This window comes from Curtobacterium pusillum, from assembly GCF_013359865.1.
Classification (GTDB): Bacteria; Actinomycetota; Actinomycetes; order Actinomycetales; family Microbacteriaceae; genus Curtobacterium; species Curtobacterium pusillum.
The window spans coordinates 21,091-43,327 of record NZ_JABMCE010000083.1 but is presented as its reverse complement, the minus strand read 5'-3'; the positions used below and the strand labels follow the sequence as shown (position 1 = coordinate 43,327).

At 71.7% G+C, this 22,237-nt stretch carries 21 protein-coding genes; 6 read left to right on the top strand and 15 right to left on the bottom strand.

The window, feature by feature from the left end:
• Window positions 1–9: 9 nt before the first annotated feature.
• Together HP507_RS12820 and HP507_RS12815 are read left to right on the top strand one after the other, a co-directional pair.
• Window positions 10–363 carry an ArsR/SmtB family transcription factor gene (locus HP507_RS12820; RefSeq protein ID WP_175352181.1) on the top strand — a complete coding sequence of 118 codons (354 nt, stop codon included), beginning with the start codon at window positions 10–12 and terminating at the stop codon, window positions 361–363.
• Window positions 360–1,349 carry an SRPBCC family protein gene (locus HP507_RS12815; protein WP_338085242.1) on the top strand — a complete coding sequence of 330 codons (990 nt, stop codon included), beginning with the start codon at window positions 360–362 and terminating at the stop codon, window positions 1,347–1,349. The genes HP507_RS12820 and HP507_RS12815 overlap by 4 nt, the downstream gene beginning before the upstream one ends.
• A gap of 60 nt (window positions 1,350–1,409) precedes the next feature.
• On the opposite strand, the gene gdhA is transcribed toward HP507_RS12815, so the two are convergent.
• Window positions 1,410–2,759 carry an NADP-specific glutamate dehydrogenase gene (gdhA, locus tag HP507_RS12810; RefSeq protein WP_175352180.1) on the bottom strand — a complete coding sequence of 450 codons (1,350 nt, stop codon included), beginning with the start codon at window positions 2,757–2,759 and terminating at the stop codon, window positions 1,410–1,412.
• 177 nt (window positions 2,760–2,936) lie between these two features.
• On the opposite strand from gdhA, the gene HP507_RS12805 reads away from it, so the two are divergent.
• Window positions 2,937–3,353 carry a GreA/GreB family elongation factor gene (locus tag HP507_RS12805; RefSeq protein ID WP_175352179.1) on the top strand — a complete coding sequence of 139 codons (417 nt, stop codon included), beginning with the start codon at window positions 2,937–2,939 and terminating at the stop codon, window positions 3,351–3,353.
• A gap of 70 nt (window positions 3,354–3,423) precedes the next feature.
• On the opposite strand, the gene HP507_RS12800 is transcribed toward HP507_RS12805, so the two are convergent.
• The 6 genes from HP507_RS12800 to HP507_RS12775 form a co-directional block, all read right to left on the bottom strand.
• Complete coding sequence (locus tag HP507_RS12800) at window positions 3,424–4,575, bottom strand: hydroxymethylglutaryl-CoA synthase (protein WP_175352178.1); 1,152 nt, start codon at window positions 4,573–4,575, stop codon at window positions 3,424–3,426.
• Complete coding sequence (locus tag HP507_RS12795; RefSeq protein WP_175352177.1) at window positions 4,572–5,636, bottom strand: hydroxymethylglutaryl-CoA reductase; 1,065 nt, start codon at window positions 5,634–5,636, stop codon at window positions 4,572–4,574. Before HP507_RS12795 ends, HP507_RS12800 begins: the two co-directional genes overlap by 4 nt.
• On the bottom strand, window positions 5,629–6,711 hold the full coding sequence (locus HP507_RS12790; RefSeq protein ID WP_175352176.1) for a phosphomevalonate kinase: 1,083 nt from the start codon (window positions 6,709–6,711) through the stop codon (window positions 5,629–5,631). The genes HP507_RS12795 and HP507_RS12790 overlap by 8 nt, the downstream gene beginning before the upstream one ends.
• On the bottom strand, window positions 6,708–7,793 hold the full coding sequence (gene mvaD / locus HP507_RS12785) for a diphosphomevalonate decarboxylase (protein WP_175352175.1): 1,086 nt from the start codon (window positions 7,791–7,793) through the stop codon (window positions 6,708–6,710). Before mvaD ends, HP507_RS12790 begins: the two co-directional genes overlap by 4 nt.
• A complete protein-coding gene (gene mvk / locus HP507_RS12780; protein WP_175352174.1) occupies window positions 7,790–8,803 on the bottom strand; it encodes a mevalonate kinase in 1,014 nt (337 codons plus the stop codon). Before mvk ends, mvaD begins: the two co-directional genes overlap by 4 nt.
• A 110-nt stretch (window positions 8,804–8,913) precedes the next feature.
• Window positions 8,914–10,161, bottom strand: a complete 1,248-nt coding sequence (locus HP507_RS12775; RefSeq protein WP_175352173.1) for an MFS transporter — start codon at window positions 10,159–10,161, stop codon at window positions 8,914–8,916.
• Window positions 10,162–10,273: 112 nt separating this feature from the next.
• On the opposite strand from HP507_RS12775, the gene HP507_RS12770 reads away from it, so the two are divergent.
• A complete protein-coding gene (locus tag HP507_RS12770) occupies window positions 10,274–11,248 on the top strand; it encodes a zinc-binding dehydrogenase (RefSeq protein ID WP_175352284.1) in 975 nt (324 codons plus the stop codon).
• A gap of 66 nt (window positions 11,249–11,314) precedes the next feature.
• Here the strand turns inward: HP507_RS12770 and HP507_RS12765 are convergent, their stop codons facing one another.
• From HP507_RS12765 to HP507_RS12755, 3 genes are all read right to left on the bottom strand, one after another.
• Window positions 11,315–12,052: a DUF4396 domain-containing protein gene (locus HP507_RS12765; protein ID WP_271207274.1), complete on the bottom strand. Its 738-nt coding sequence runs from the start codon at window positions 12,050–12,052 to the stop codon at window positions 11,315–11,317.
• Window positions 12,053–12,212: 160 nt separating this feature from the next.
• Window positions 12,213–13,670: a sugar porter family MFS transporter gene (locus HP507_RS12760; protein ID WP_175352172.1), complete on the bottom strand. Its 1,458-nt coding sequence runs from the start codon at window positions 13,668–13,670 to the stop codon at window positions 12,213–12,215.
• A 144-nt stretch (window positions 13,671–13,814) separates the two neighbouring features.
• Window positions 13,815–14,342, bottom strand: a complete 528-nt coding sequence (locus tag HP507_RS12755; protein ID WP_175352171.1) for a hypothetical protein — start codon at window positions 14,340–14,342, stop codon at window positions 13,815–13,817.
• Between the two features lie 117 nt (window positions 14,343–14,459).
• On the opposite strand from HP507_RS12755, the gene HP507_RS12750 reads away from it, so the two are divergent.
• Window positions 14,460–15,368 carry a LysM domain-containing protein gene (locus HP507_RS12750; RefSeq protein ID WP_175352170.1) on the top strand — a complete coding sequence of 303 codons (909 nt, stop codon included), beginning with the start codon at window positions 14,460–14,462 and terminating at the stop codon, window positions 15,366–15,368.
• Between the two features lie 249 nt (window positions 15,369–15,617).
• On the opposite strand, the gene pgi is transcribed toward HP507_RS12750, so the two are convergent.
• From pgi to HP507_RS12725, 5 genes are all read right to left on the bottom strand, one after another.
• Complete coding sequence (gene pgi, locus HP507_RS12745) at window positions 15,618–17,327, bottom strand: glucose-6-phosphate isomerase (protein ID WP_175352169.1); 1,710 nt, start codon at window positions 17,325–17,327, stop codon at window positions 15,618–15,620.
• Between the two features lie 167 nt (window positions 17,328–17,494).
• Window positions 17,495–19,762 (bottom strand): heavy metal translocating P-type ATPase, encoded by a 2,268-nt coding sequence (locus HP507_RS12740; RefSeq protein WP_175352168.1) that lies wholly within the window; start codon window positions 19,760–19,762, stop codon window positions 17,495–17,497.
• Window positions 19,759–19,977: a heavy-metal-associated domain-containing protein gene (locus tag HP507_RS12735; protein WP_175352167.1), complete on the bottom strand. Its 219-nt coding sequence runs from the start codon at window positions 19,975–19,977 to the stop codon at window positions 19,759–19,761. Before HP507_RS12735 ends, HP507_RS12740 begins: the two co-directional genes overlap by 4 nt.
• Window positions 19,978–20,006: 29 nt before the next feature.
• Window positions 20,007–20,297: a metal-sensitive transcriptional regulator gene (locus HP507_RS12730; protein ID WP_175352166.1), complete on the bottom strand. Its 291-nt coding sequence runs from the start codon at window positions 20,295–20,297 to the stop codon at window positions 20,007–20,009.
• Between the two features lie 79 nt (window positions 20,298–20,376).
• Window positions 20,377–20,889: a CGNR zinc finger domain-containing protein gene (locus HP507_RS12725; protein ID WP_217508779.1), complete on the bottom strand. Its 513-nt coding sequence runs from the start codon at window positions 20,887–20,889 to the stop codon at window positions 20,377–20,379.
• A gap of 47 nt (window positions 20,890–20,936) precedes the next feature.
• On the opposite strand from HP507_RS12725, the gene HP507_RS12720 reads away from it, so the two are divergent.
• Window positions 20,937–22,229 (top strand): MFS transporter, encoded by a 1,293-nt coding sequence (locus HP507_RS12720; RefSeq protein WP_175352164.1) that lies wholly within the window; start codon window positions 20,937–20,939, stop codon window positions 22,227–22,229.
• Window positions 22,230–22,237 lie beyond the last annotated feature (8 nt).

Genomic DNA, 22,237 nt, shown 5'->3' with positions numbered 1-22,237 from the left:
TACAACCAAATGGTTGCACGAATCGAACTGAGTGACGCCGAGGTCGACCGGGTCTTCCACGCCCTGGCCGACGCGACCAGGCGCGACATCGTCCGTCGCACCCTCGTCGGCGAAGCGTCCGTGAGCGAGCTCGCGGACGCGTACACGATGTCGTTCGCGGCCGTCCAGAAGCACGTCGCCGTCCTCGAAGGAGCAGGGCTCGTGACCAAGCAGCCCCGAGGCCGCACCCGCATCGTGCGCGCCGAACCGGGACAGATCGACCGGGTCCGCGGACTGCTCGACGCCTACGCGGACCTCTGGCGCGGCCGGATCGACCGCCTCGACGCACTGCTGGAAGAAGACCGAGAGCAAGGGAGCTCATGATGCCGACCACGTCCGTCCACACCGACCCCGAGGAACTCACCATGACCCTCGTGGCCGAGTTCCCCGTCCCCGTCGAACGCCTCTGGGGCGCGTTCGCCGACGCCCGGCAGCTCGAGCGCTTCTGGGGCCCGCCCGGGTTCCCCGCGACGTTCACGACGTTCGAGCTTCGACCCGGGGGTCGAGCCGACTACCGGATGACCTCGCCGCAGGGCGAGCGCTTCCTGTCCCTGTGGCGGATCAGCGAGGTGGACGAGCCCCGGCGGATCGTCTTCGAGGACCTGTTCTCCACCGAGGACGGCGCAGTGGACGAGTCCTTGCCCGCGAGCGAGACCGTCCTGTCCTTCGAGAGCGTCGGCAGCGGCTCCCGCGTGACCGTGCTCACGTCGTTCGCGTCCTCCGCCGACCTCGCCCGGATGCTCGAGATGGGCATGCTCGAGGGGTACGAGCAGGCGTTCGGGCAGCTCGACACGGTCCTCGCCGACCTCCGCGAGTACGCGCTCGGCAAGGGCACCGTCACCGACCTCGTCGACGAGACCCACGTGCGCATCACCCGGGCGTTCGACGCGCCCCGACACCTGCTGTGGCGCGCGCACACCGAGCCCGAACTGATGCGGCGCTGGCTGCTCGGCCCGGACGGCTGGGAGATGACGGTGTGCGAGAACGACCTCGTCCCGGGCGGCTCCTACCGGAACGCGTGGGCCCCGGTCGGGGACACCGAGGGCGAGCCCTTCGGGTTCGAGGGCGAGAACCTCGTCGTGGACCCCGAGCGCCGCATCGTCACGACGGAGCGGATGACCGGAGCGCCCTTCCCGGCCAACACCAACGACCTGCAGTTCGACGAGGCCGACGGCGTCACGCTCCTGACGCTGCTCGTCACCTACCCGGACCAGACGCAGCGCGACATGATCCTCGCCACTGGCATGACCGACGGCATGGAGACGAGCTACCAGCGTCTGGAGCGCGAGGTGCTGCCCGCCACCGCGTGAGCAGGAGACGGCCCGGAGGAGCGGGGCGGCGCCGCCACGCGCCTCCAGGCCGTCGTCCCGCTAGATGACCCCCAGGGCGAGCATCGCGTCGGCGACGCGGGTGAAGCCCGCGATGTTCGCCCCGGCGACGTAGTCGTTCGGCACTCCGTACTCGTCCGCCGTCTCGAGCGCGCGGTCGTGCACCGCCCGCATGATCTGCTGCAACCGCCCCTCGGCGTACTCGAACGTCCACGAGTCCCGCGACGCGTTCTGCTGCATCTCCAGGGCGCTCGTCGCGACGCCGCCGGCGTTCGCCGCCTTGCCGGGTGCGAAGAGGACACCGGCCTCGGCGAGGACCCGGGTGCCGGCCGGCGTCACCGGCATGTTGGCGCCCTCTGCGACGATTCCGACGCCGTTCCGGACCAGGGCGGCGGCGGCGGCCTCGTCGAGCTCGTTCTGCGTGGCGCACGGGAGCGCGATGTCGACCGGGACGTCCCACACGCTGCCGCCGGCGACGAACCGCGCCGAGTCGCCGCGCGCGTCGGCGTAGTCGCTGATCCGGCCGCGCTTGACCTCCTTGACCTCCTTGAGCAGGTCGAGGTCCACGCCGGCCTCGTCGACGACGTAGCCGGACGAGTCCGAGGCGGTGACCACGACGCCGCCGAGCTGCTGCACCTTCTCGGTCGCGTAGATCGCCACGTTGCCGGACCCGGACACCGACACACGGCGACCCTCGAGCGACGAACCGCGGCTGCGGAGCATCTCGTCGACGAAGAACACCAGGCCGTACCCGGTCGCCTCCGGCCGGACCTGCGACCCGCCCCAGGTGAGCCCCTTGCCGGTGAGCACACCGGACTCGTACCGGTTCGTGATGCGCTTGTACTGGCCGAACAGGTACCCGATCTCGCGGCCACCGACGCCGATGTCACCCGCGGGGACGTCGGTGTGCTCGCCGATGTGCCGGTACAGCTCGGTCATGAACGACTGACAGAAGCGCATGACCTCACGGTCCGAGCGACCCTTCGGATCGAAGTCGGACCCGCCCTTGCCGCCGCCGATGGGCAGACCGGTGAGGGAGTTCTTGAAGATCTGCTCGAAGCCGAGGAACTTCACGATGCCCGCGTACACGCTCGGGTGGAAGCGGAGGCCGCCCTTGTACGGGCCGAGTGCCGAGTTGAACTCGATGCGGAAGCCGCGGTTCAGCTGCACCCGTCCCGCGTCGTCCTCCCACGGCACCCGGAAGATCAGCTGACGCTCGGGCTCGCACAGTCGTCGGATGACCTCGGCGTCGCCGTACTCGGGGTGCTTCCGGATCACCGGGCCGAGACTGCCGAGGACTTCGGCCACCGCCTGGTGGAACTCGTCCTCACCCTGGTTGCGGCGTACGACCTCGTCGAAGATCGACTCGAGATGGGCATCCAGCACTGGCATCGGCGGTGTTCCTCATTTCCTCACGTTGCACGACGAGCGTACGGGGTGGGCCGGGCGCGTTACGGAGCAGCCCGACTTCCTGTCAGACCACACAGTCTGCGGTAGGATCGCAAGTTCACCCTCGGGCGCGAAGCCCTGACCACGGGCGCGAAACCCCTGACCACGAAGGAGCCGACCATGAGCACGACCGAGACGACCTGGGTCCCTCCGAGCGTCCTCGAGCGCATGTCCGAAGAACTCGAGACCCTGTCCGCCGACCCCTCCCCGTCGCCGACCGTCGAGGAACGCATCCGTACCCTCCGCGACGCGATCCGGAACGCCGAGACGTCCGAGAAGCCCGACGACGGACTCGTCGAGGCCGGCATGCTCGTCACGGCCCTGTTCGCCGGGGACGAACATCCCACTTCCTTCCTCGTCGGCCCGCGCAGCCTGGTGGAGGCCGACCCCTCGATCGCCGTCGACGTGTACTCCCCCACGTCCCCGCTCGGACGCGCCATCGACGGCGCGCACGTGGGCGACACGGTCCGGTACGCGTTGCCCTCAGGCCGGTCGATCACGCTGCGGATCCTCGCCGCCGAGCCGTTCAGGGGATGAGACGGCGGCACCGGCCGCTGACCGGACGGGAGGCACGGTGCGGGCCCGCCCCGTGCCTCCCGTCCGTCGCTCAGGACGCTTCGTACTGACGCGCCCCGCCGCGCACGCCGGCGAACCGGAACGGCGCCGTCGTGACGTGCGGACGCTCGACGTCCTCGCTCGTCGCCGCCCCGGCGGCGTGCAGCTCCCGGTACGCGTCGACGGTCAGCGGGACGCGCGCATCGAGGAGGTTGCGCACGCGGCCGGTTCGACGGTGCTCACGGTACGAGGGCTGGACGATGCCCGTGATCAGCTCGCCGACACTGCCTGACCCGTAGCTGAACAGGGCGATGCGCTCCCCCGCGAGGTCGTCGTCGAGGTCGAGCAGCGCCGCGAGCCCGATCCAGAGCGACGCCGTGTACGTGTTCCCGGTCTGCCGGTTGTACGTGAACCCGATCGCGAGCTCGGACTCGTCGAACGGGACACCCACGTGCTGGGTGAGCTTCCGGTGCGCCTTGAGCGCCATCTTCGTGAAGGGCTGGTGGTGCACGAACCGCACGATGTCCCCGTACGCCGGACCGCCCTGCGCGGCGAGGTCGTCCCAGGCGCCGACGAAGGCGTCGACGTAGGCGCTGACGGAGAGGCGGCCGTCGACGAGCGCGGTCGACCGGTCGTTCGGTCGCCAGAAGTCGTCGACGTCGGCGGTGAAGACCCCCGCGGCGGGCTCGATCTCGATGAGGTCGGGGTCCGCCGACACCAGGATCGCGGCCGCGCCGGCGCCCTGCGTGGGCTCGGCAGCGGTGTCGACGTCGTAGCGGGCGACGTCGGCGGCGATGACCAACACGCGCTCGTGCGGCGCACGGGCGACGATGCCGAGGGCGAGCTGCACGGCCGCGGTTCCCCCGTAGCAGGCCTGCTTCAGCTCGACGACGCGGACGTTCTGCGGCAGGCCGAGCAGACCGTGCACGAACACCCCGGCTGCCTTCGACTGGTCGACGCCGGACTCGGTCGCGAACAACACCGTGCGGATGCCGTCGACACCGTGCCGGTCGATGATCTCCTTCGCGGCGGCGGCGCCCATGGTGACGATGTCCTCGTCGGGGGCGGGCACGCTGAACGCGTCCTGCCCGATGCCGACGTGGTACTTCGCCGGGTCCACCCCGAGCCGCTCGGCCAGGTCGTCGAGCTCGAGCACGTGGTGCCCGGTCGCGACGGCGAGGTCGTGGATGCCGATGCCGGTCATGCCGCACCTCCGGCCGGTCGGGAACCACGGCGTTCCATGGCGACGTGCGCGGCCATGAGTTCGCCGGGGTTGGTCTGGGCGGCGAGCAGCGAGAGCTCCCCGCAGAGGACCGTGGCGGCGCAGAGTGCGGCGAGGCGTCGCGCGTTCGCCCCGGGTTCGCGGTCCTCACGGCAGCCGAGGCGCACGAGGGCGTCCTCCACGACGGGCAGGTCGCCGCCCTTGCCGTTGCCGACGGTGCCGACGATGAGGTGCGGCAGCGCGGTCGAGAAGTACAGGTCGTCGCCGCGGGCCTCGGCGTAGGTGATGCCCTGGGAACCCTCGACGATGTTCGCGGCGTCCTGCCCGGTGGCGAGGTAGAAGCCGAGGAGCATGTTCGCGTAGTGGGCGTTGGCGGAGCGCAGGGCCCCGGCGATGGTCGAGCCGACGAGGTTCTTCGCGACGTTCAGCTCGGCGATGCGCGCCGCACTGCTGCGCAGCCGCTTCGAGACGATCTCGCCCGGGATGACGATCTCGGCGATGGTGTTCCGGCCGCGGCCACGGATGCCGTTCACCGCGGTGGCCTTCTTGTCGGTGCAGAAGTTCCCCGAGACGCTGACGTAGCGCAGCCCGGGCTCCCAGTCGAGGATCGCCGGCAGGAGCTTGTCCGCCGCCTGCGTGACCATGTTGTGTCCCGACGCGTCCCCGGTGGTGAACGCGAAGCGCAGGAACAGCAGGTCCCCGACGATCTCCGGGTGCACCTCGATGAGCTTCGCGAAGCGGCTCTGCCCGGCGACGATCGCCTCGAGCTCCGCCTGGCGACCGAGGATCCGGCCCGCTGCGATGTGCGCCGCGGCGGCGCTGTCCGCCTTGACCACGACCGATCGGGTCATGCGCTCGTCGACGACGGTCGCGACGATGCCGCCCTCGACCAGACGCGAGACACGGGCACCGCGGCCGACGGACGGCCACAGCGGCGACTCGTACGTCGCGAGCGGCACCTCGTGCTCGCCCTCCGCCGCGTTGCCGCTGATGCGGATCGGCCCCACCCACTTCGTGGGGATCGGGGTCAGCAGGTCAGTCATCGAGGTCTCCTTCTGGCGCCTGCACCGCGACGCTGAGGTGTCTGATGTCGTGCGCCTCCCAGGCGCGGTGGATGCCGGCGAGGTCGGTGTCCGCCGGGACGAGCGCGATGCCGCAGTCGCCGCCGCCGGCACCCGACGGCTTCGCCGCCCCGCCGGCCGCTTCGACGACGTCGCACAGTGTGGCGAGACGCTCGGTCTCGATCTGGGACCCGACGGACGTGCCGAGGCGCTGCAGGAGGCCCCGGGCGCGACGGAGCGCCCCGAGCGTGCGCTCGGCGTCGCCGGTCTGGAGGCCCGTGGTGAGGTCGTCGACGCAGGCGCGGCTCTCGTCGAGGAACGCCTGGTACCCGCCGTTGCGGTGGCGGCGCACAACCCCGACGAGCTTCGTGGTGGACGCCGGCGAACCGGTCCACCCGACGAGCAGCTCGAGGTTCTCGGGCGCGGGCAGACGCTGGACGTCGAAGCCGTCCCACGCGTCGCCGTCGGCGAGGATATCCGTCACCGTGCGGCTGTCCAGCTGCGCGGCGAGACGCTCGCGGTCGGGGGCGCTGTAGCGGAGCCACCCCCCGAAGGTGCTCGCCGCGAGGTCGCCACCGGATGCGCGAGGGTTCACCCGGATCGTGGCGAGGAGCGCCACCCGGAACCGGTCCCGCTGCGTCAGGCCGAGCCCGTAGAACCGATCGAGCGCGCCCACCGTGGCGACCGTGACCGCCGCGGACGAGCCGAGCCCGAACTTCCGGCCGCTGGCGTCGTCGAGCTGGCTCTGGATCCGCAGGTCGTGGAAGCGCGGGGCGATGCCCTGCTCGGCACGGAGCTTCTCGACGAGGTCGATCGTCGCCATCACGTAGTCGTAGGGGTGGTGCTCACGGTCGAGCGCGAGGCCGTCCTCGGCACGGGTCCAGGTCAGCGGCAGGTGTCCGTACTCCTCGGAGTGCACGCTGCCGGCGCCGTGGCCCTCGCTGACCCGAGCGGTGATCGCACGGTCGAGGGCGATGAGCACGGACGGCTGGCCGGGCTCGACCACGGCGTACTCCCCCGCGACGAACAGCTTGCCGTGGGCACGGAACTCGATCACTCGGCGGACTCCTCCGGTCGGACGGCACCCGGTACCGGTGCTCCGGTGTCTTCGGAGCGGACGAGGTGCGCGCCTGGTCCGGTGCCCGACTCGATGACGTCGCCGAAGCCGGCCAGCGCGGCCGCCACGGTGCCGCGGTCCTCCGGCTTCGTGAGGACGACGACGTTCGGGCCAGCGTCGGCGGTGGCGTACGCCTCGACCCCGGCGGCGCGGAGCTCGGCGACGGCGTCGAAGACCGCGACGCTGCGGGAGTTGAGGTAACGGATGGGCGGGAACGCGCCCTCGATCGTGGCGTGCATGCGCAGCGCGTTGCTCTCGGTCAGCTCGCCGATGCGGGTGAAGTCGCCGGCGGCGCAGGCGGTCAGCATCTCGCCGACGGTCTCGGTCGTCGAGGTGACCCAGGCGGGGTAGAACGGCGACGTCGCGATCGTGCGGCGCATCGCTTCGCGCGAACCGATGGGCTTCGGCCCCGCGTCGATCGTCACGACGACCATGGCCATCGGGGGCGCCGGGATCGGTTCGGCGTACGAGCCCTGGTCGTCGCCGGCGTGCCAGACGGCCACACCGCCCGGGATCGACCGGGTGGCCGAACCCGAACCGCGTCGGGCGAGCCGGGACAGGTCACGCTCGGCGAGGTCGAGACCGTACGCGGCCGCTGCCGCCGTGGCGAGCGCCGCGAAGCCGGAGGCGCTCGAGGCGAGTCCGGCTCCGGTCGGCACCGAATTCTCCGAGACGACGCTCGCACGCGCGGACGAACCCGCGAGCTCGCGCACGAGGTCGAGGAACTGCGTGACCCGCACCAGCGCACCGTCCTCGGCGACGTGACCGTTCAGCGTGAACGCATCTCCCCACGGTCTCGGCCTGCCCGCCGCTGCGCGACGGTCAGGTACCGGCCCGCGTGGGCCCAGCGCCTCCTGGTCGTCCGCGGCACCGCCGTCCACCGTGACGGTCGTCGTCGTGGGGAACACGTCGAGTCCCATCGAGACGCTGCCCGTGGCCGGGAGCGCGAGGTGCGCGTCCGCCTTGCCCCAGTACTTCACGAGGGCGATGTTGGGGTGCGCGACGGCCGTTGCGGTGGTCAAACGCGGTCTCCGATCGATGTGGTCCAGGTCGCTGCGGCACCTGCGCCGCGGAGGGCGGCCGCGATGCGGTCCGCGTGGTCGTCGTCCTCGGCGAGGGTGAGGACGCATCCGCCCCGTCCGCCACCGGTCAGCTTCGCACCGAGCGCGCCCGCACCGCGTGCGGCCGCGACGAGTCCGTCCAGGTCCGGGCTCGAGACGCCGAGCGAGGTGAGCAGATCGTGTGCGGCGTCCATGCTGGCACCGAGCGCCTGGACGTCACCGCCCTCGAGCGTCCCCCGCGCGTGCCGGGCGAGCGCACCGATGCGGTCGATCACGGCGCGGACCGTCTCCGGGTCGTGGTCGAGCCGCTCGCGGACCGACGCGACCGCCTCGCGCGTGTGTCCGGGGACGCCGGTGTCGGCGACCACGAAGACGAAGCGGGCACCGAGCGCGACGGGCTCGATGCGGCCGTCCTCGAACCACACCGGTGCGTCCGCGACGACCCCGCGGGCGTCGAGTCCGGACGGGCTGCCGTGGGCGACGCGCTCGCACTCCTGGATGAGTTCGTGGTGCGTCTCCGCGTCGAGGACCACGCCGAAGACGTCGGCGACGGCGGCCGTGACCGCAGCGGCGACGGCGGCGCTCGAGCCCATGCCGCGCGCGGTGGGGACCTGGCTGTCGACGCGGACGTGGACGGGCCGGTCGGTGACCCCGAGGTGCCGCAGGGTGGCGGTCACGGCGGTGACGGTCGGCATCACGGCAGCGGGGGCGAGGTCGAGCGGGCCCGTGTGCACGGTCGACTCGAGGTGGTGACCGGCGGCGCTGCCCGGAGCCGCGTCGGCGACGTCCTCGAGCGGTGTGACGGTCGCGACGACCTCGGCGTCGATGACCGGCAGCACGAGTGCGGGTGCGCCGTGGACCACGGCGTGCTCCCCGATCAGGATCGTCTTGCCGTGGGACGACGCCCTACCGGTGCGGCGGATGGTGCCGGCTCCAGTGGTCGCGGTGTGGTCGAGGTCGTTGCTGGTCATCGTGGGTCACGTCAGCCTAACCGCCCTGACCATGGGTCCGCTCGGCGGTGTCCGTACCCCGGCCGTGCGGCAGCCGAACGGGGGCCGGGCCGGAGCCCTGCGCGCCCCACTCAGACGAGCGGGGCGCGCCGGCGCTGGACCGCGATGACCGCGGCCACCACGAGCGCCCCGACCACGAGCGCCGCACCGCCGATCGCGACGGCCGACCCCACGCCCACCGCGGCGCCGAGGACCGCGAGCGTGATCCCGTTGCCGGTGCGCATGCCGCTGCCGAACATGTTGTAGACGCCCACGACCCGCCCGCGTTGCTCGACCGGCGCCCGGAGCTGCACGACCGCCTGGCCGATGGCGGTCGACGCCATGTTCGCGATCCCGCCGATGAACAGCGCCACGACCGCGACCACGAAGCTCCCGGTGACGGCGACCGCGAGGGTGGTGGCGCCGAAGAGCACCGTCGTCACCACGACCACCTTCGTGTTCGGCTTGAGCGCACCCGTCGCCTCGAGCAGGAAGCCGCCGAGCACACCGCCCGCGCCGTTCGCGAAGAGGAGCAGCCCGTACCCGAAGCCGGCGCTGCCGGCTCCGAGCGCGTCCGCGAAGGACGGGATCGACACCTGCAACGATCCGCCGACGCAGAGGGCGACCAGCCCGGCGAGGACGATCATCGCGACCAGCACGCGGTCCCCGCCCACCTGCCGGATCGTGCGGAAGCCGTCCGCGAGGGTGAGCCGGGCGCGGTGGACGTACCCGCTCCGGGTGTGCCCGGTGTAGGGCGTCCGGAGCATGAGGAGCGTCATCGGGAGGTAGAAGAGCACGTTCGCGAAGATCCCCCACGTGGACCCGAGGCCGAGCAGGAGCGCCGAGCCGACGACCGGGCCGGCGAGGACCCCGAGGCTCCGGAACGTCGCGTTGAGCCGCACGGCCCCGGGCAGCTCGGCCGGTTCCGCGAAGTCGTGCAGCAGCATCTGCTCCGCCGGTGCCCACAGCGCTCCCGCGCAGCCGTGCAGCACCAGCAGGACGCACGCCTCCCACACCTGCAGCGTGCCGGTGAGGAAGAGCACGCCCCAGCAGACCGACACCAGCATGAACAGCCCCTGCGCGATCTGCACGAGGCGCCGACAGTCGTACTTCTCCGCGAGGCCGCCGAACCAGACGGACAGCAGCAGGAACGGCAGCCAGTGGCTGATGACCTCGAACCCGACCAGCGCGGGCGAGTGGAACTCCTGCCAGAGCACCCAGTAGGTGATGACGTGCTCGATGTTGTCGCCCATCATCGAGAGCCCGGCGGTGAAGAGGTACGGCCGCGAGTGGCGGTCCCGGAGTGCGGCGAACCGGCGAGGGACCGTGGTCTCGCTCATCACACCTCCGGCTCTCGGTTCGACAACGGTACCTTCTCCCGAGGGTCCGCACTCCGCCGCGGAGCACCGGCCCCACGAAGGAAGGAACACCATGGAAGCCCTCGACACCACGATGCGCGCCGTCGTCCACGAGACCTTCGCCGAGCCCGCCGACGTCCTGACCGTGGCCGAACGCCCGATCCCGCAGCCCGGCCCCGGCCAGGTCCTCGTCCGGACGGTGCTGTCCCCGATCCACAACCACGACCTCTGGACCGTCCGCGGCACCTACGGCTTCAGGCCCGAGCTCCCCGCGCAGTCCGGCACCGAGGCCCTCGGCGTCGTCGAGGGACTCGGCGAGGGCGTCGATCGCCTGCAGGTCGGCCAGCGCGTCGCCGGCGGCACGTTCGGCGTCTGGGCCGAGTACTACGTCGCGGACGCCGCAGGGCTGATCCCGGTGCCCGACGCCATGCCCGACGAGGCCGCCGCGCAGCTCGTCTCCATGCCGTTCAGCGCGATCAGCCTGCTGCACTCGCTCGACCTGCACGAGGGCGACTGGCTCGTCCAGAACGCCGCGAACGGTGCCGTCGGCCGCATGGTCGCGCAGCTCGCCGCCGCCAGGGGCGTCAACGTCGTCGGGCTCGTCCGTCGGGCCGCCGGCGTCGAGGAGCTCCGCGGCCAGGGCATCGAGCGCGTGGTCGCCACCGACGCCGAGGACTGGCAGGACCGGGTCACGGCGATCACGGGCGGTGCGCCGATCGTCGCGGGCGTCGACTCCGTCGGTGGCGCGGCGGCCGGTGACGTCGCGAGCGTCCTCGGCGAGAACGCCACGCTCGTCGTGTTCGGCGCCATGGCTTCCCCCACGCTCGAGATCCCGTCCGGCAAGGTCATCTTCGGGCAGCTCACGGTGAAGGGCTTCTGGGGCAGCGTCGTCAGCAGGACCATGCCGGCCGAGACGAAGCAGCGGCTGTTCGGCGAGCTCATCACGCGCGTGCTCGACGGCTCGCTGACGCTCCCCGTCGCCGACGTGTTCACCTTCGAGGACGTCCGGGACGCGGTGCGCGCGAACGACACCGCCGGCCGTGTCGGCAAGGTGCTGCTGCGTCCGTAGACGCGACCGACGACGGACGGGAGGCGCGGTGCCGGCCCGCGCCGCGCCTCCCGTCCGTGCTCCCGCTCACATCGCCTCCTTGATCCCGCGTCGGACCAGCCAGGCGTTGACCGGGTAGGAGCACACGAAACCGGCCACCATCGCGAACTGCATCGCGACCCAGAACTCCGGCGAGAAGACGTCGGCGCGACCGTCGAACAGCACCGGGAACACGGCGAGCTGCCACACCGCCATGAGGCCGTACATCCCGACCTGCCACGCCGTGATCGACAGCGTGTCCGCCTTGAGCGCGGCGACCAGACCCGCGCGGACGCCGAGGCCGCGCATCGGGGCGATGGCGAAGTACTGGAAGGCGATGCCGAGCACGAACGCCACGACGAAGTCGATCACCCACCCGGCGACCATCCGGTCCTGGTAGAGCGAGCCGAGGCCGACCACGACCCCGAGCGCCGGGAACGCCGCCAGGCCGAACTCGCCGACGAGGTCTCCCAGGGCGCAGCCGGCACCGCAGTGGCTCGTGTCGATCGCGGTCCCCGCCCAGCGGCCGTGACCGGGCGCGGTGGCTCGTCCCCGACGCAGGTAGAACACGAGCCAGACGACACTGCCGAACAGCATCGTGAGCGGCCAGACGAACGCCATCACGCGCATGTGCTGCGGGCGGCGGACGACGTCGATCGCGACGAAGACCGCGCACGCCACGGCGACGACGAGCAGCACCGTGCAGACGACGGTCAGGGGCACCGGGAACGCCGCGGTGCGTCCGGACGCGAGGCCGACGCTCGTGGTCAGCGGGGTGGGATGCACGGAGCCCTTCGGATCGTCTGCACGAGTACGAACGAGGAGCGTAGGACGAGACGGCTCACGTCGCGTTCAGCAAGCGACCGCAGACGGACTGGAGGCGCGGTGCCGGTCGGCACCGCGCCTCCGGTCCGTGGTGGAGTGCGTCAGCGAGTGCGTCAGCGCGTCATCGGCGCGCCGTCTTCGCGGGGACGGTGAAGATGTTGCCGGTGGTGACGCCCTCCTCGACCTCCTCCAGGGTGCGCCCGCGGCTCTCCGGCACGAACTTCCAGATGAAGACCAGCGCGAGGAGCCCGATGACACCGAAGCCGAAGAAGGTCCCGGTGATGCCCGCCGCCGCGACGATCGTCGGGAAGTACAGTCCGAGGAACGCGTTCGCGATCCAGAGGCAGAACACCGCGATGCCCATGCCGAGCGCCCGGATCTGGGTCGGGAAGATCTCCGACAGGATCACCCACGTGGCGATGTTGAGGAACGTCTGCATCGAGCCGACGAAGGCGACGACGAGGAACAGGATCACCCACGGTCGGGCCGGGTTGCCGTCCACGAGTGTGACCGACGCGATGCCGATGAGGAAGTGGCAGACCGTCGTCAGCGAGTAGCCCAGGATGAGCGTGGTGCGGCGGTTGATCTTCTCCATGTTGTAGATGGCGATGACGCCACCCACCACGGCGATGACACCGGGCGCGATGTTCGCGATGAGGGCGGCCGACTGCTGGAAGCCCGACTCGATGAGGACGGTCTGGCCGTAGTACATGATCGAGTTGATGCCGGTGAGCTGCTGCGCGACGCCGATGCCCGCCCCGATCAGCACGATGCGGACGAGCCACTTGTTGCCGAGGAGGATGCGCCAACCGCTCTGCTTCTGGACCTTCGCCTCGAACTCGTTCGTGCGCCTGATGTCCTCGAGCTCGGCGGCCGCACGCTCCTTCGACCGGATCTGCCCGAGCACCGCGAGCGCCTCGTCGTTGCGGCCCTTCGAGGCCAGCCATCGCGGCGACTCCGGGACGCGGAGCATGCCGATGAAGAGCGCGATCGCGGGGAGCGCACACACGGCGAGCATGACGCGCCAGACGCCGTCGCCCTCGCCCCAGAGGTTGCCGATGATCGCGTTCACCACGAAGGCGGCGAGCTGACCGATCACGATCATGAGCTCGTTGCGGCCGGAGAGCGACCCGCGGATCTCGTACGGGGCGAGCTCGGCGAGGAACACCGGCACGACCGTGGACGCACCGCCGACGGCGAGACCGAGGAGCACACGGCCGACGACCATCACGCCGAAGGCCGGGGCGAAGACACAGGTGAGCGTGCCGACGAAGAACGTGACCGCGAGCAGGATGATCGTCTTCCGGCGACCCCACCCGTCGGCGATGCGCCCGCCGAGCATGGCGCCGATGGCGGCACCGAACAGGAGGGAACTGGTGACGACGCCCTCGGTGAGGTTCGTGAGACCGAGCTCCTGCTTCATCGGCAGGAGCGCGCCGTTGATCACACCGGTGTCGTAGCCGAAGAGCAGGCCGCCGAACGTGGCGACGAGGGCCAGGACGCCGAGGCGGCGGACGTGCGGCCCCTGGCCCACCGGCGGCAGTGCGGTGTTCGGGGCTGTCGGTTTGATGTCGACCATTCGGGTGACTCCTTCGTCAGTGATGAGAGGGCTCCATCGCTTGGAAGGATCGTAACCCGTTTTCATGTCCTGTCAATCGCACATGAGGACATCCTGTCGATTGGATCGCTCCACGAAAGTCCTGGTCAGCGAGGGAGCGGTCCGTCACTCGCCATCGCGGCCCGGTTCGTCCAGCACGTCCCCCAGTGACGCCACGTCCGCTCCGTGGTCCGTGTAGCGGCGGACCGTCCGGCGAGCGGCGGCACTCGCCGCCCCGGAGAGACGCGGGTTCCGACGTGCGGCGTCGGCGACCCGTCCGGCGTGCCCGGCGGTGGAGAGCAGGATGTTCGCCAGGGCACGGGCATCACCCTGTTCGGGGACGCCCGTGACGGTCCAGGCCGTGCGGACCTGCTCGTCGGGCGTGACCCCGCGACGGGTACCCATCCGGTGCCAGTCCGAGAGCGAGCCCTCGGTACGGGAGGCGGCCCGGTCGGCCTCTCCCGCGCGGCGGCGTTCGGCGTCGCGGTCCCCCTCGGCCGTGGCCTCGCTCCGCTCGATCCTGTCGATCAGGCCGTCCGCCCGCTTCCGGACGCTCTCGGCCCGTTCACGCGCGGCGGCATCGTCACCACCCGCCTCGGCGATGCGGGCGGCGTGCGCGGCAGCCGCCGCGGCGAGGATCTCCGAACGCTCCATGCACCGACGGTAACCCGTCCGACCGACAGGAGCTCCCACTGCATCCGGAGACACATCCCGGACGCACGACTCCCTCGAGCGCACGGTGCTCGGCTAGCATCGTCGTGAGGGGGAATCATGAATCGGATCGTGACGGTCGGTGCCGTCGTGCTGGCCACCGTCGCGCTGTCCGGTTGTTCGTTGCTGCGCGGGTCGGACGGGGCGCTGCCCGCTCCGTCCAGCCCGCCGGCGACGACGACCCCGACGCCGACCCCGACCGACACCGCGACCGCCGACGGCGAATCGGCAGCGGACCTCCTCGAGGCCTCCGCGAACCCCCGCACCCCGACGCCCGAGCCGACCGAGGCCGCAGCTCCCGCCCCGACGCTGACGCCCATCCCCGCCGGAACGGTGCTCGCCCAGGGCGACGTCGCCTCCCCGAAGGGCAGCATCCACTTCCACTTCCGGATGGTCGCGAACGGCGACGACACGTTCACCGCGCAGTACTCCGGCGTCACGTCGACGCTGCCGGTCCCGATCGGCGTCGGACTGTTCGACCTCAGCCGCAAGGTCGGCGACGGCCTCACCTACCACGGGGTCGGCGACCACACCCTCGGCGGCCCCACGAGCACTGCCGTCTCCGCGAACGTGCCCCTCGCGGGCTCCGGCGTGGACCCGTCGCACCTCGGCACCCTCGTGACCTACTCCGCCGCGGCTCCCGGGCAGGACGTCCCCGTCGAGATCGCCAGCGACAAGGTGCTCGCGGTCACGACCGTCCGCTGGTCGGTCCCGGCCCGGACGACGAACGTGCACCCGAAGGACTCCGGTGCCCGGGCGAACGCCACCGGGCCGGTCACCGCGACCACGGCGGGCGGTGCGCCGAAGTCCTACACGGTCGCGCCGGACGACCTCATCGGCGACGTCGCCGCGCGGTTCGGGATCACCGTCCGGGCACTCGTGTGGCTGAACGAGGGCGTCCAGGTCTTCGGCGAGGACCAGCACCTCTACGAGGGCACGACGCTCAACCTCGACCCGCTGGGTCGCTGAGCAAACCCTCCACCGCGCGCCCCCTCCCCGCGCCCCCTCCGCGCTTGTCCCGTCCGCGAAAGCGACAGAATCCCGCCGGGGTCCGGCGGGATTCTGTCGCTTTCGCGGGAGGCTCGAGCGCGGATGCGGTGGAACTGTCGCTCTGGCAGAACCGACGCCACGCGCCCGCCCCGCGGCCGACGCGACCAGCAGACGGACTGGAGGCGCGGTGCCGGCCGGCACCGCGCCTCCAGTCAGCGCATGCGTGCGTTACTCGCCGCGCAGCTCCAGGTACTTCGCGATGAGCGCCTTCGTCGACGAGTCCTGCGCGTCGAGCGCAGCCTGATCGCCGTCGACCGCCGGGGCGATCTGCAGCGCCAGCTGCTTGCCGAGCTCCACGCCCCACTGGTCGAACGAGTCGATGCCCCAGATGGTGCCCTCGGTGAACACGATGTGCTCGTAGAGGGCGATGAGCTGACCGAGGACGCTCGGGGTGAGCTCCGGCGCGAGGATCGACGTCGACGGCTTGTTGCCCGTGAAGGTGCGTGCCGCGACGATGGCTTCGTCCGTGGTGCCCTCGGCGCGGACCTCGTCCGCCGTCTTGCCGAACGCGAGTGCCTTCGTCTGTGCGAAGAAGTTCGCGAGGAACAGCGCGTGCACGTCCTGCCCCGGCTGCACGGCCTTGCCGTCGCCGGTCTCGTCCTTCAGCGGACGGGCCGGCTTCGCGACCGTGATGAAGTCCGTCGGGATGAGACGCGTGCCCTGGTGGATGAGCTGGTAGAACGCGTGCTGGCCGTTCGTGCCCGGCTCGCCCCAGAAGACCTCACCGGTCTCGGTGGTGACGGGCGAGCCGTCCCAGCGGACGCGCTTGCCGTTCGACTCCATCGTGAGCTGCTGCAGGTACGCGGCGAAGCGGTGCAGGTACTGCGTGTACGGCAGGACCGCGTGGCTCTGCGCGCCGAGGAAGTTCGAGTACCAGACGTTGAGCAGGCCCATCAGGACCGGGACGTTCTGCTCGAGCGGCGTCGTGCGGACGTGCTCGTCGACGGCGTGGAAGCCCGCGAGGAACTGCTCCCAGTTCTCCTTGCCGATCGCGATGACGACGCTCGTGCCGATGGCCGAGTCGACCGAGTAGCGGCCGCCCACCCAGTCCCAGAAGCCGAAGGCGTTCTCCGGGTCGATGCCGAACGCGGCGACCTTGTCGAGCGCGGTCGACACTGCGACGAAGTGCTTCGCGACGGCGTCCGACTTCTCGTCGTCGCTCGCGTCCGTGAGGCCCAGCTTCTCCCACAGCCACTGGCGGGCGAGACGGGCGTTGGTGAGGGTCTCGAGCGTGCCGAAGGTCTTCGACGCGACGATGAAGAGCGTGGTCTCGGGGTCGAGGTCCGCCGTCTTCTCGTAGATGTCCGCGGGGTCGATGTTCGAGACGAAGCGCGCCTCGAGCCCGGGCTGCACGTAGGGCTTGAGGGCCTCGTACACCATGACCGGGCCGAGGTCCGAGCCGCCGATGCCGATGTTGACGACGGTCTCGATGCGCTTGCCCGTGACACCGGTCCACTCGCCGCTGCGCACCTTGTCCGCGAAGGCGTAGACCTTGTCGAGCGTGGCGTGCACGTCCGCGTCCACGTCCTGACCGTCGACGACGAGCGCCGGCGTGGCGCCCTTCGGACGGCGGAGGGCGGTGTGCAGGACGGCGCGGTCCTCGGTGGCGTTGATGTGCTCGCCGGCGAGCATCGCCTGGAAGCGCTCGGCGACGTGCGTGTCCTTCGCGACCTGGAGCAGGGCGCCGAGGATCTCGTCGTCGACGAGGCCCTTCGACAGGTCGACCGTGAGGTCGGCGGCCTGGAGGGTGTAGCGCTCGGCACGACCGGGGTCGCTGTCGAACCACCCTCGCAGGTCCGGGGTGAAGCCGGCAGCGATGCCGTCCAGCTTCTTCCAGCCTTCGGTCGATGTGGGGTCGACGGGAGCGGATTCGGTCACTTCGGTCCTCCTGGGTACCTTCAAGACGTACAAGCCCGCGGGTCACCGCAGCGCTGCGTCGCGGACCGTCTCCGAGCGTAGTGCCGTCGCGGGTGCGGCGCGCACAGGTCCGGCGGGAGGCGCGGTGCAGGAACCGCACCGTGCCGCCCTCCGCCTCGGTCCGCTGCTCAGGGCTGCGGGGCGAAGCGGCGCAGGCGCAGGCTGTTGGTCACGACGAAGACCGACGAGAACGCCATCGCGGCGCCGGCCAGCACCGGGTTGAGCAGGCCCGCCATCGCGATCGGGATCGCCGCGACGTTGTACGCGAACGCCCAGAACAGGTTCCCCTTGATCGTGCGCAGCGTGGCACGGGAGAGCCGGACCGCCTCGGCGACGACCGTGAGTCGCCCGCTCACCACGGTGATGTCGCTCGCCGCGATCGCCGCGTCCGTGCCGGCGCCCATCGCGATGCCCAGGTCGGCGGCGGCGAGCGCCGCGGCGTCGTTCACGCCGTCGCCGACCATCGCCACGCTCCGGCCCTCGGCCTGCAGCCGACGGACGGTCTCGAGCTTCGACGCCGGGGTGGCCCGCGCGTGCACCTCGTCGATGCCGACCTCCGCCGCGACCGCTCGGGCCACGCCGTCGTTGTCGCCCGTGAGCAGGACCGGGTGCAGACCGAGCGCCACGAAGCGCCGGACGGCGTCCGCGGCGTCGGGCTTCACCGTGTCGCCGACGACGACCACGCCGAGCGCGGCGCCGTTGCGGGCCACCACGACCGCGGTGCCGCCGTCGGCCTCGGCAGCGTCGACCACCACTGCGACGGCCTCGGGGACCGTGATCGACCACGACTCCCCGAGCCACCGTACGGTGCCGACGAGGACGACGTCGCCGTCCACCACGGCCTGGACGCCGGCGCCGGGCGTCGCGGTGAACTGCGTCGCGCCGGACACGTCGACCCCCCGGGCACGCGCGGCCTCGACGATCGCCCTCGCGAGGGGGTGCTCGGACCCGTCCTCCACCGCAGCCGCCAGTCGCAGGACGGCGTCGTCGTCGATGTCGACGCCGGCGTCGGTCCTCGCCGTGACGGAGCGGAGGGCCATCGATCCGGTGGTCACGGTGCCGGTCTTGTCGAGCACGATCGTGTCGACGCCACGGGTCCGCTCGAGGACCTGCGGTCCGCCGATGAGGATCCCGAGCTGCGAACCGCGTCCGGTGCCCACGAGGAGCGCGGTCGGCGTGGCGAGCCCGAGCGCGCACGGGCAGGCGATGATGAGCGTCGCAACGGCGGCGGTGAACGCCGCGGTCACGGAGCCGCCGAGCACGAGCCACCCGACGAACGCCAGGACCGCGAGCCCGATGACGATCGGCACGAAGACCCCGGAGACCCGGTCGGCCAGACGCTGGACCTCGGCCTTCCCGGTCTGCGCGTCCTCGATGAGCCGGCCCATCCGCGCGAGCTCGGTGTCGGCGCCGACGCGGGTGATCGCGACGACGAGCCGTCCGCCGACGTTGATGGTCGCGCCGGTGACGCCGTCGCCAGGACCGACCTCGACCGGGACGGACTCGCCGGTGAGCATGCTGAGGTCGACGGCCGACGAGCCCTCGCGGACGGTGCCGTCGCTCGGGATCCGCTCGCCAGGACGGACGACGACCACGTCGCCCACGACGAGCGACGCAGCGGGGACGCGGGTCTCGATCGCCCCGGAGGCGCCGTCGCGCAGCACGGTCGCGTCCTTCGCCCCGAGCTCGAGCAGGGCGCGGAGTGCGGCTCCGGACTGCTGCTTGGCACGGGCCTCCATGTACCGACCGGCGAGGATGAACACCGTGACGGCGGTGGCGACCTCGAGGTAGAGGTCACTCGCCTCGGGATCGGTGGCGAACCACGAGAAGGTCATGTGCATGCCGGTCCTGCCGGCGTCGCCGACGAACAGCGCGTACAGCGACCAGCCGAACGCCGCGAGGACACCGACGCTCACGAGGGTGTCCATCGTGGCGGCGCCGTGCCGGGCGTTCACCCACGCGGCACGGTGGAACGGCAGAGCACCCCACACGGCGACGGGCGCGGCGAGCGCCAGCGCCAGCCACTGCCAGTTCGGGAACTGCAGCACGGGCACCATGGACAGGACGACGACCGGGACGGCGAGCACCGCCGAGACCACGAGCCGCTGCCGGAGCGGTGCGGACGGGTCTTCGGCGCGGCCACCGGTGACGTCCGTTCCCGGCTCCGTGACGGGCGGTGCCGGCACCGAGGCGCCGTACCCGGCGGACTCCACCGCGGCGATCAGCGCGGCGGTGTCGGCGGGCTCGGGCCCGTCGACCTGCACCTGCGCCTTCTCGGTGGCGTAGTTGACCGTCGCCGTGACGCCGGGGAGCTTGCCGAGCTTCCGTTCGATGCGGTTCGCGCACGAGGCGCAGGTCATCCCGGTGATGTCGAGTTCGACGACGCCGTCCGTCATGACCGCACGACCTCGTACCCCGCCTCGGCGACCGCGCCGCGGAGGGCGTCGGCGTCCACGGGGGCGTCCGAGGTGACCGTGACCCGGGAGGCACCGCCCGGCACGAGCTGCACCGCGACGTCGGACACCCCGTCGATCTCGGTGAGTTCCTCGGTGACGCTCATCACGCAGTGTTCGCAGGTCATGCCCTCGACGAGCAGGAGTTCGGTGTTCATGGTGGTTCCCTTCTGGATGCGGATGGGCGTCAGGAGCGGACGAGTCGCGCGATGGCCTCGCTCGCCTCGCGCACCTTGACGTTCGCGGCATCGCCGCCCTCGGCGACGGCCTCGGCGACGCAGTGCTTGAGGTGATCCTCGAGCAGCGACAGGGCGACGCGTTCGAGCGCCCGGTTCGCCGCGGAGATCTGGGTGAGGACGTCGATGCAGTACGTCTCGTCCTCGACCATGCGGGCGATGCCGCGCACCTGTCCCTCGGCTCGACGGAGTCGCTTGAGCAGGTCGTCCTTGTCGCCGATGTAGCCGACGTGTTCGTGCATGCTGTCCTCCGTCGTGTTCAATACGGTACCCCCCTAGGGTATTCCCACGGAAGCACGCTGTCGCCCCTGCTCGGGCACCTCACCGGCGGTGGGCGCTCCGCGCACGGTACCGCTGCACGGCGTCCCGGTTCCCGCAGGCGGCCGAGCAGTAGGCTCGCCGACCGTTCTTGCTGACGTCGGCGAACACACAGTCGCATCCCTGGCGGGCACAGATCCCCATGCGCCCGCCGCCCGCCTCGGTGGCGAACACCGCGAGCCCGCCGGACGTCATCGCCCGGACCCGGTCCAGCACCCCGGACTCGTGGTCCGCGAAGTGCAGGTGCGGGGGCAGGCCGTCGTGGGTCGCGAGCTGCACCTTCCGGACCCCGACCGCCAGCACAGCGTTCACCGACGCCATCCGACCGTCGACGTCGTCCGCCGCGAAGACCGTGCGCAGCTCGGAAGCCCACGCCGAGAGACCACGCTCCAGCTCCGGGTCGACCGTGTCGAACCGGACGAGGGCGTCGTGCAGCGCGCTCGCGAGGGCCTCGGACGTCCACGACCGGGTGGCCCGGAGGTTCACGAGCCGTTCGGCGAGGCGGACACCGATCATGTTGTCATGGTTGAACGGCACTGACCCATGACACCACACTCGGGGCCATGACCATCCAGCACCGGACGATCCCCACCGACCACGCCGCCCGCGAGGCGTTCCGAGCCTCCGTGCAGCGCCGGGTCGTCGTGGCGGTCGTGACGACGCAGGTCCTCGGCGGCGCGGGACTCGCCGCCGGGGTCACCGTCGGGGCCCTCCTCGCCCGGCAGATGTTCGGCGGGGACGCCCTCGCCGGGCTGCCCGCCGCGGTGCTCACCCTCGGGTCCGCCGCCACCGCGTACGTGGTCGGACGGGTCAGCCAGCGGTGGGGGCGACGGCCAGGGCTCGGCGGCGGGTTCATCGCCGGGGGTCTCGGCGCCGTGGGGGTCGTGGTCGCCGCGACCACCGGGTGGATCCCGCTGCTCTTCGTGTCTCTCCTCGTCTACGGTGCGGGCACCGCCACGAACCTGCAGGCACGGTACGCCGCGACCGACCTCGCCCCGAGCCACCGTCGGGGTTCCGCCGCGAGCATCGCGATGGTGTCGACGACCCTCGGTGCGGTCGTCGGACCGAACCTCGTCACACCGATGGGCGGTGTGGCCGCGGCCTGGGGCATCCCGCCGCTCGCCGGTCCGTTCCTGCTCGGCGCGGCGGCGTACCTGGCCGCCGGCGTCGCCCTGCTCGTGCTCCTGCACCCCGACCCACTCCTCCTCGCCGAGCGGCTGCGCGCGGATCCCTGCGCCGATGCCCCGGTGACGAGCAGCACCCCGGTCGCCGCGAAGCCCGGCGGTCGGCTGCGACGGGGCATCGTGCTCGGCGCGCTCGTCATGGTGGTCGCCCAGATCGTGATGACCGGCATCATGACGATGACCCCCGTGCACATGCAGATGCACCACCACGGGCTCGGCGCGGTCGGAGCGGTCATCGGCGCGCACGTCGCCGCGATGTACCTGCCCTCGCTCGTCACGGGCATGCTCGTGGACCGGGTCGGACGGGTGCCCATGGCGGTCGCCTCCGGGGTCGTCCTGGTCGCGGCGGGGACGGCGGCGGCGCTGCTCGGCGACTCGTTGACCGCGTCGCTCGTCGCCCTCGTCCTGCTCGGCTTCGGCTGGAACCTCGGCCTGATCTCCGGCACCGCGATGATCGTGGACGCCACGGATCCCGACGAGCGAGCCCGAGTGCAGGGCTCCGTCGACGTGCTGATCGCCCTGGCGGGAGCGAGCGGCGGCGCCCTCTCGGGGATGGTGATGGCCGCGTCCGGCTACCAGGCGCTGGCGTGGACCGGCGCCGTCGTGGCCGTCGCCCTCGTACCGGTCGTCGCACTCACCTCACGGTCGGTCCGTTCGGTCCGACCGGTCTGATCCGACCG

Excerpts from the sequence above, each read along its gene's own strand:
- HP507_RS12820 (WP_175352181.1), top strand. The coding sequence starts at position 10 with ATGGTTGCACGAATCGAACTGAGTGACGCCGAGGTCGACCGGGTCTTC.
- HP507_RS12815 (WP_338085242.1), top strand. The coding sequence starts at position 360 with ATGATGCCGACCACGTCCGTCCACACCGACCCCGAGGAACTCACCATG.
- gdhA (WP_175352180.1), bottom strand. The coding sequence starts at position 2,759 with ATGCCAGTGCTGGATGCCCATCTCGAGTCGATCTTCGACGAGGTCGTA.
- HP507_RS12805 (WP_175352179.1), top strand. The coding sequence starts at position 2,937 with ATGAGCACGACCGAGACGACCTGGGTCCCTCCGAGCGTCCTCGAGCGC.
- HP507_RS12800 (WP_175352178.1), bottom strand. The coding sequence starts at position 4,575 with ATGACCGGCATCGGCATCCACGACCTCGCCGTCGCGACCGGGCACCAC.
- HP507_RS12795 (WP_175352177.1), bottom strand. The coding sequence starts at position 5,636 with ATGACTGACCTGCTGACCCCGATCCCCACGAAGTGGGTGGGGCCGATC.
- mvk (WP_175352174.1), bottom strand. The coding sequence starts at position 8,803 with ATGACCAGCAACGACCTCGACCACACCGCGACCACTGGAGCCGGCACC.
- HP507_RS12775 (WP_175352173.1), bottom strand. The coding sequence starts at position 10,161 with ATGAGCGAGACCACGGTCCCTCGCCGGTTCGCCGCACTCCGGGACCGC.
- HP507_RS12770 (WP_175352284.1), top strand. The coding sequence starts at position 10,274 with ATGCGCGCCGTCGTCCACGAGACCTTCGCCGAGCCCGCCGACGTCCTG.
- HP507_RS12760 (WP_175352172.1), bottom strand. The coding sequence starts at position 13,670 with ATGGTCGACATCAAACCGACAGCCCCGAACACCGCACTGCCGCCGGTG.
- HP507_RS12755 (WP_175352171.1), bottom strand. The coding sequence starts at position 14,342 with ATGGAGCGTTCGGAGATCCTCGCCGCGGCGGCTGCCGCGCACGCCGCC.
- HP507_RS12750 (WP_175352170.1), top strand. The coding sequence starts at position 14,460 with ATGAATCGGATCGTGACGGTCGGTGCCGTCGTGCTGGCCACCGTCGCG.
- HP507_RS12740 (WP_175352168.1), bottom strand. The coding sequence starts at position 19,762 with ATGACGGACGGCGTCGTCGAACTCGACATCACCGGGATGACCTGCGCC.
- HP507_RS12735 (WP_175352167.1), bottom strand. The coding sequence starts at position 19,977 with ATGAACACCGAACTCCTGCTCGTCGAGGGCATGACCTGCGAACACTGC.
- HP507_RS12730 (WP_175352166.1), bottom strand. The coding sequence starts at position 20,297 with ATGCACGAACACGTCGGCTACATCGGCGACAAGGACGACCTGCTCAAG.
- HP507_RS12725 (WP_217508779.1), bottom strand. The coding sequence starts at position 20,889 with ATGATCGGTGTCCGCCTCGCCGAACGGCTCGTGAACCTCCGGGCCACC.
- HP507_RS12720 (WP_175352164.1), top strand. The coding sequence starts at position 20,937 with ATGACCATCCAGCACCGGACGATCCCCACCGACCACGCCGCCCGCGAG.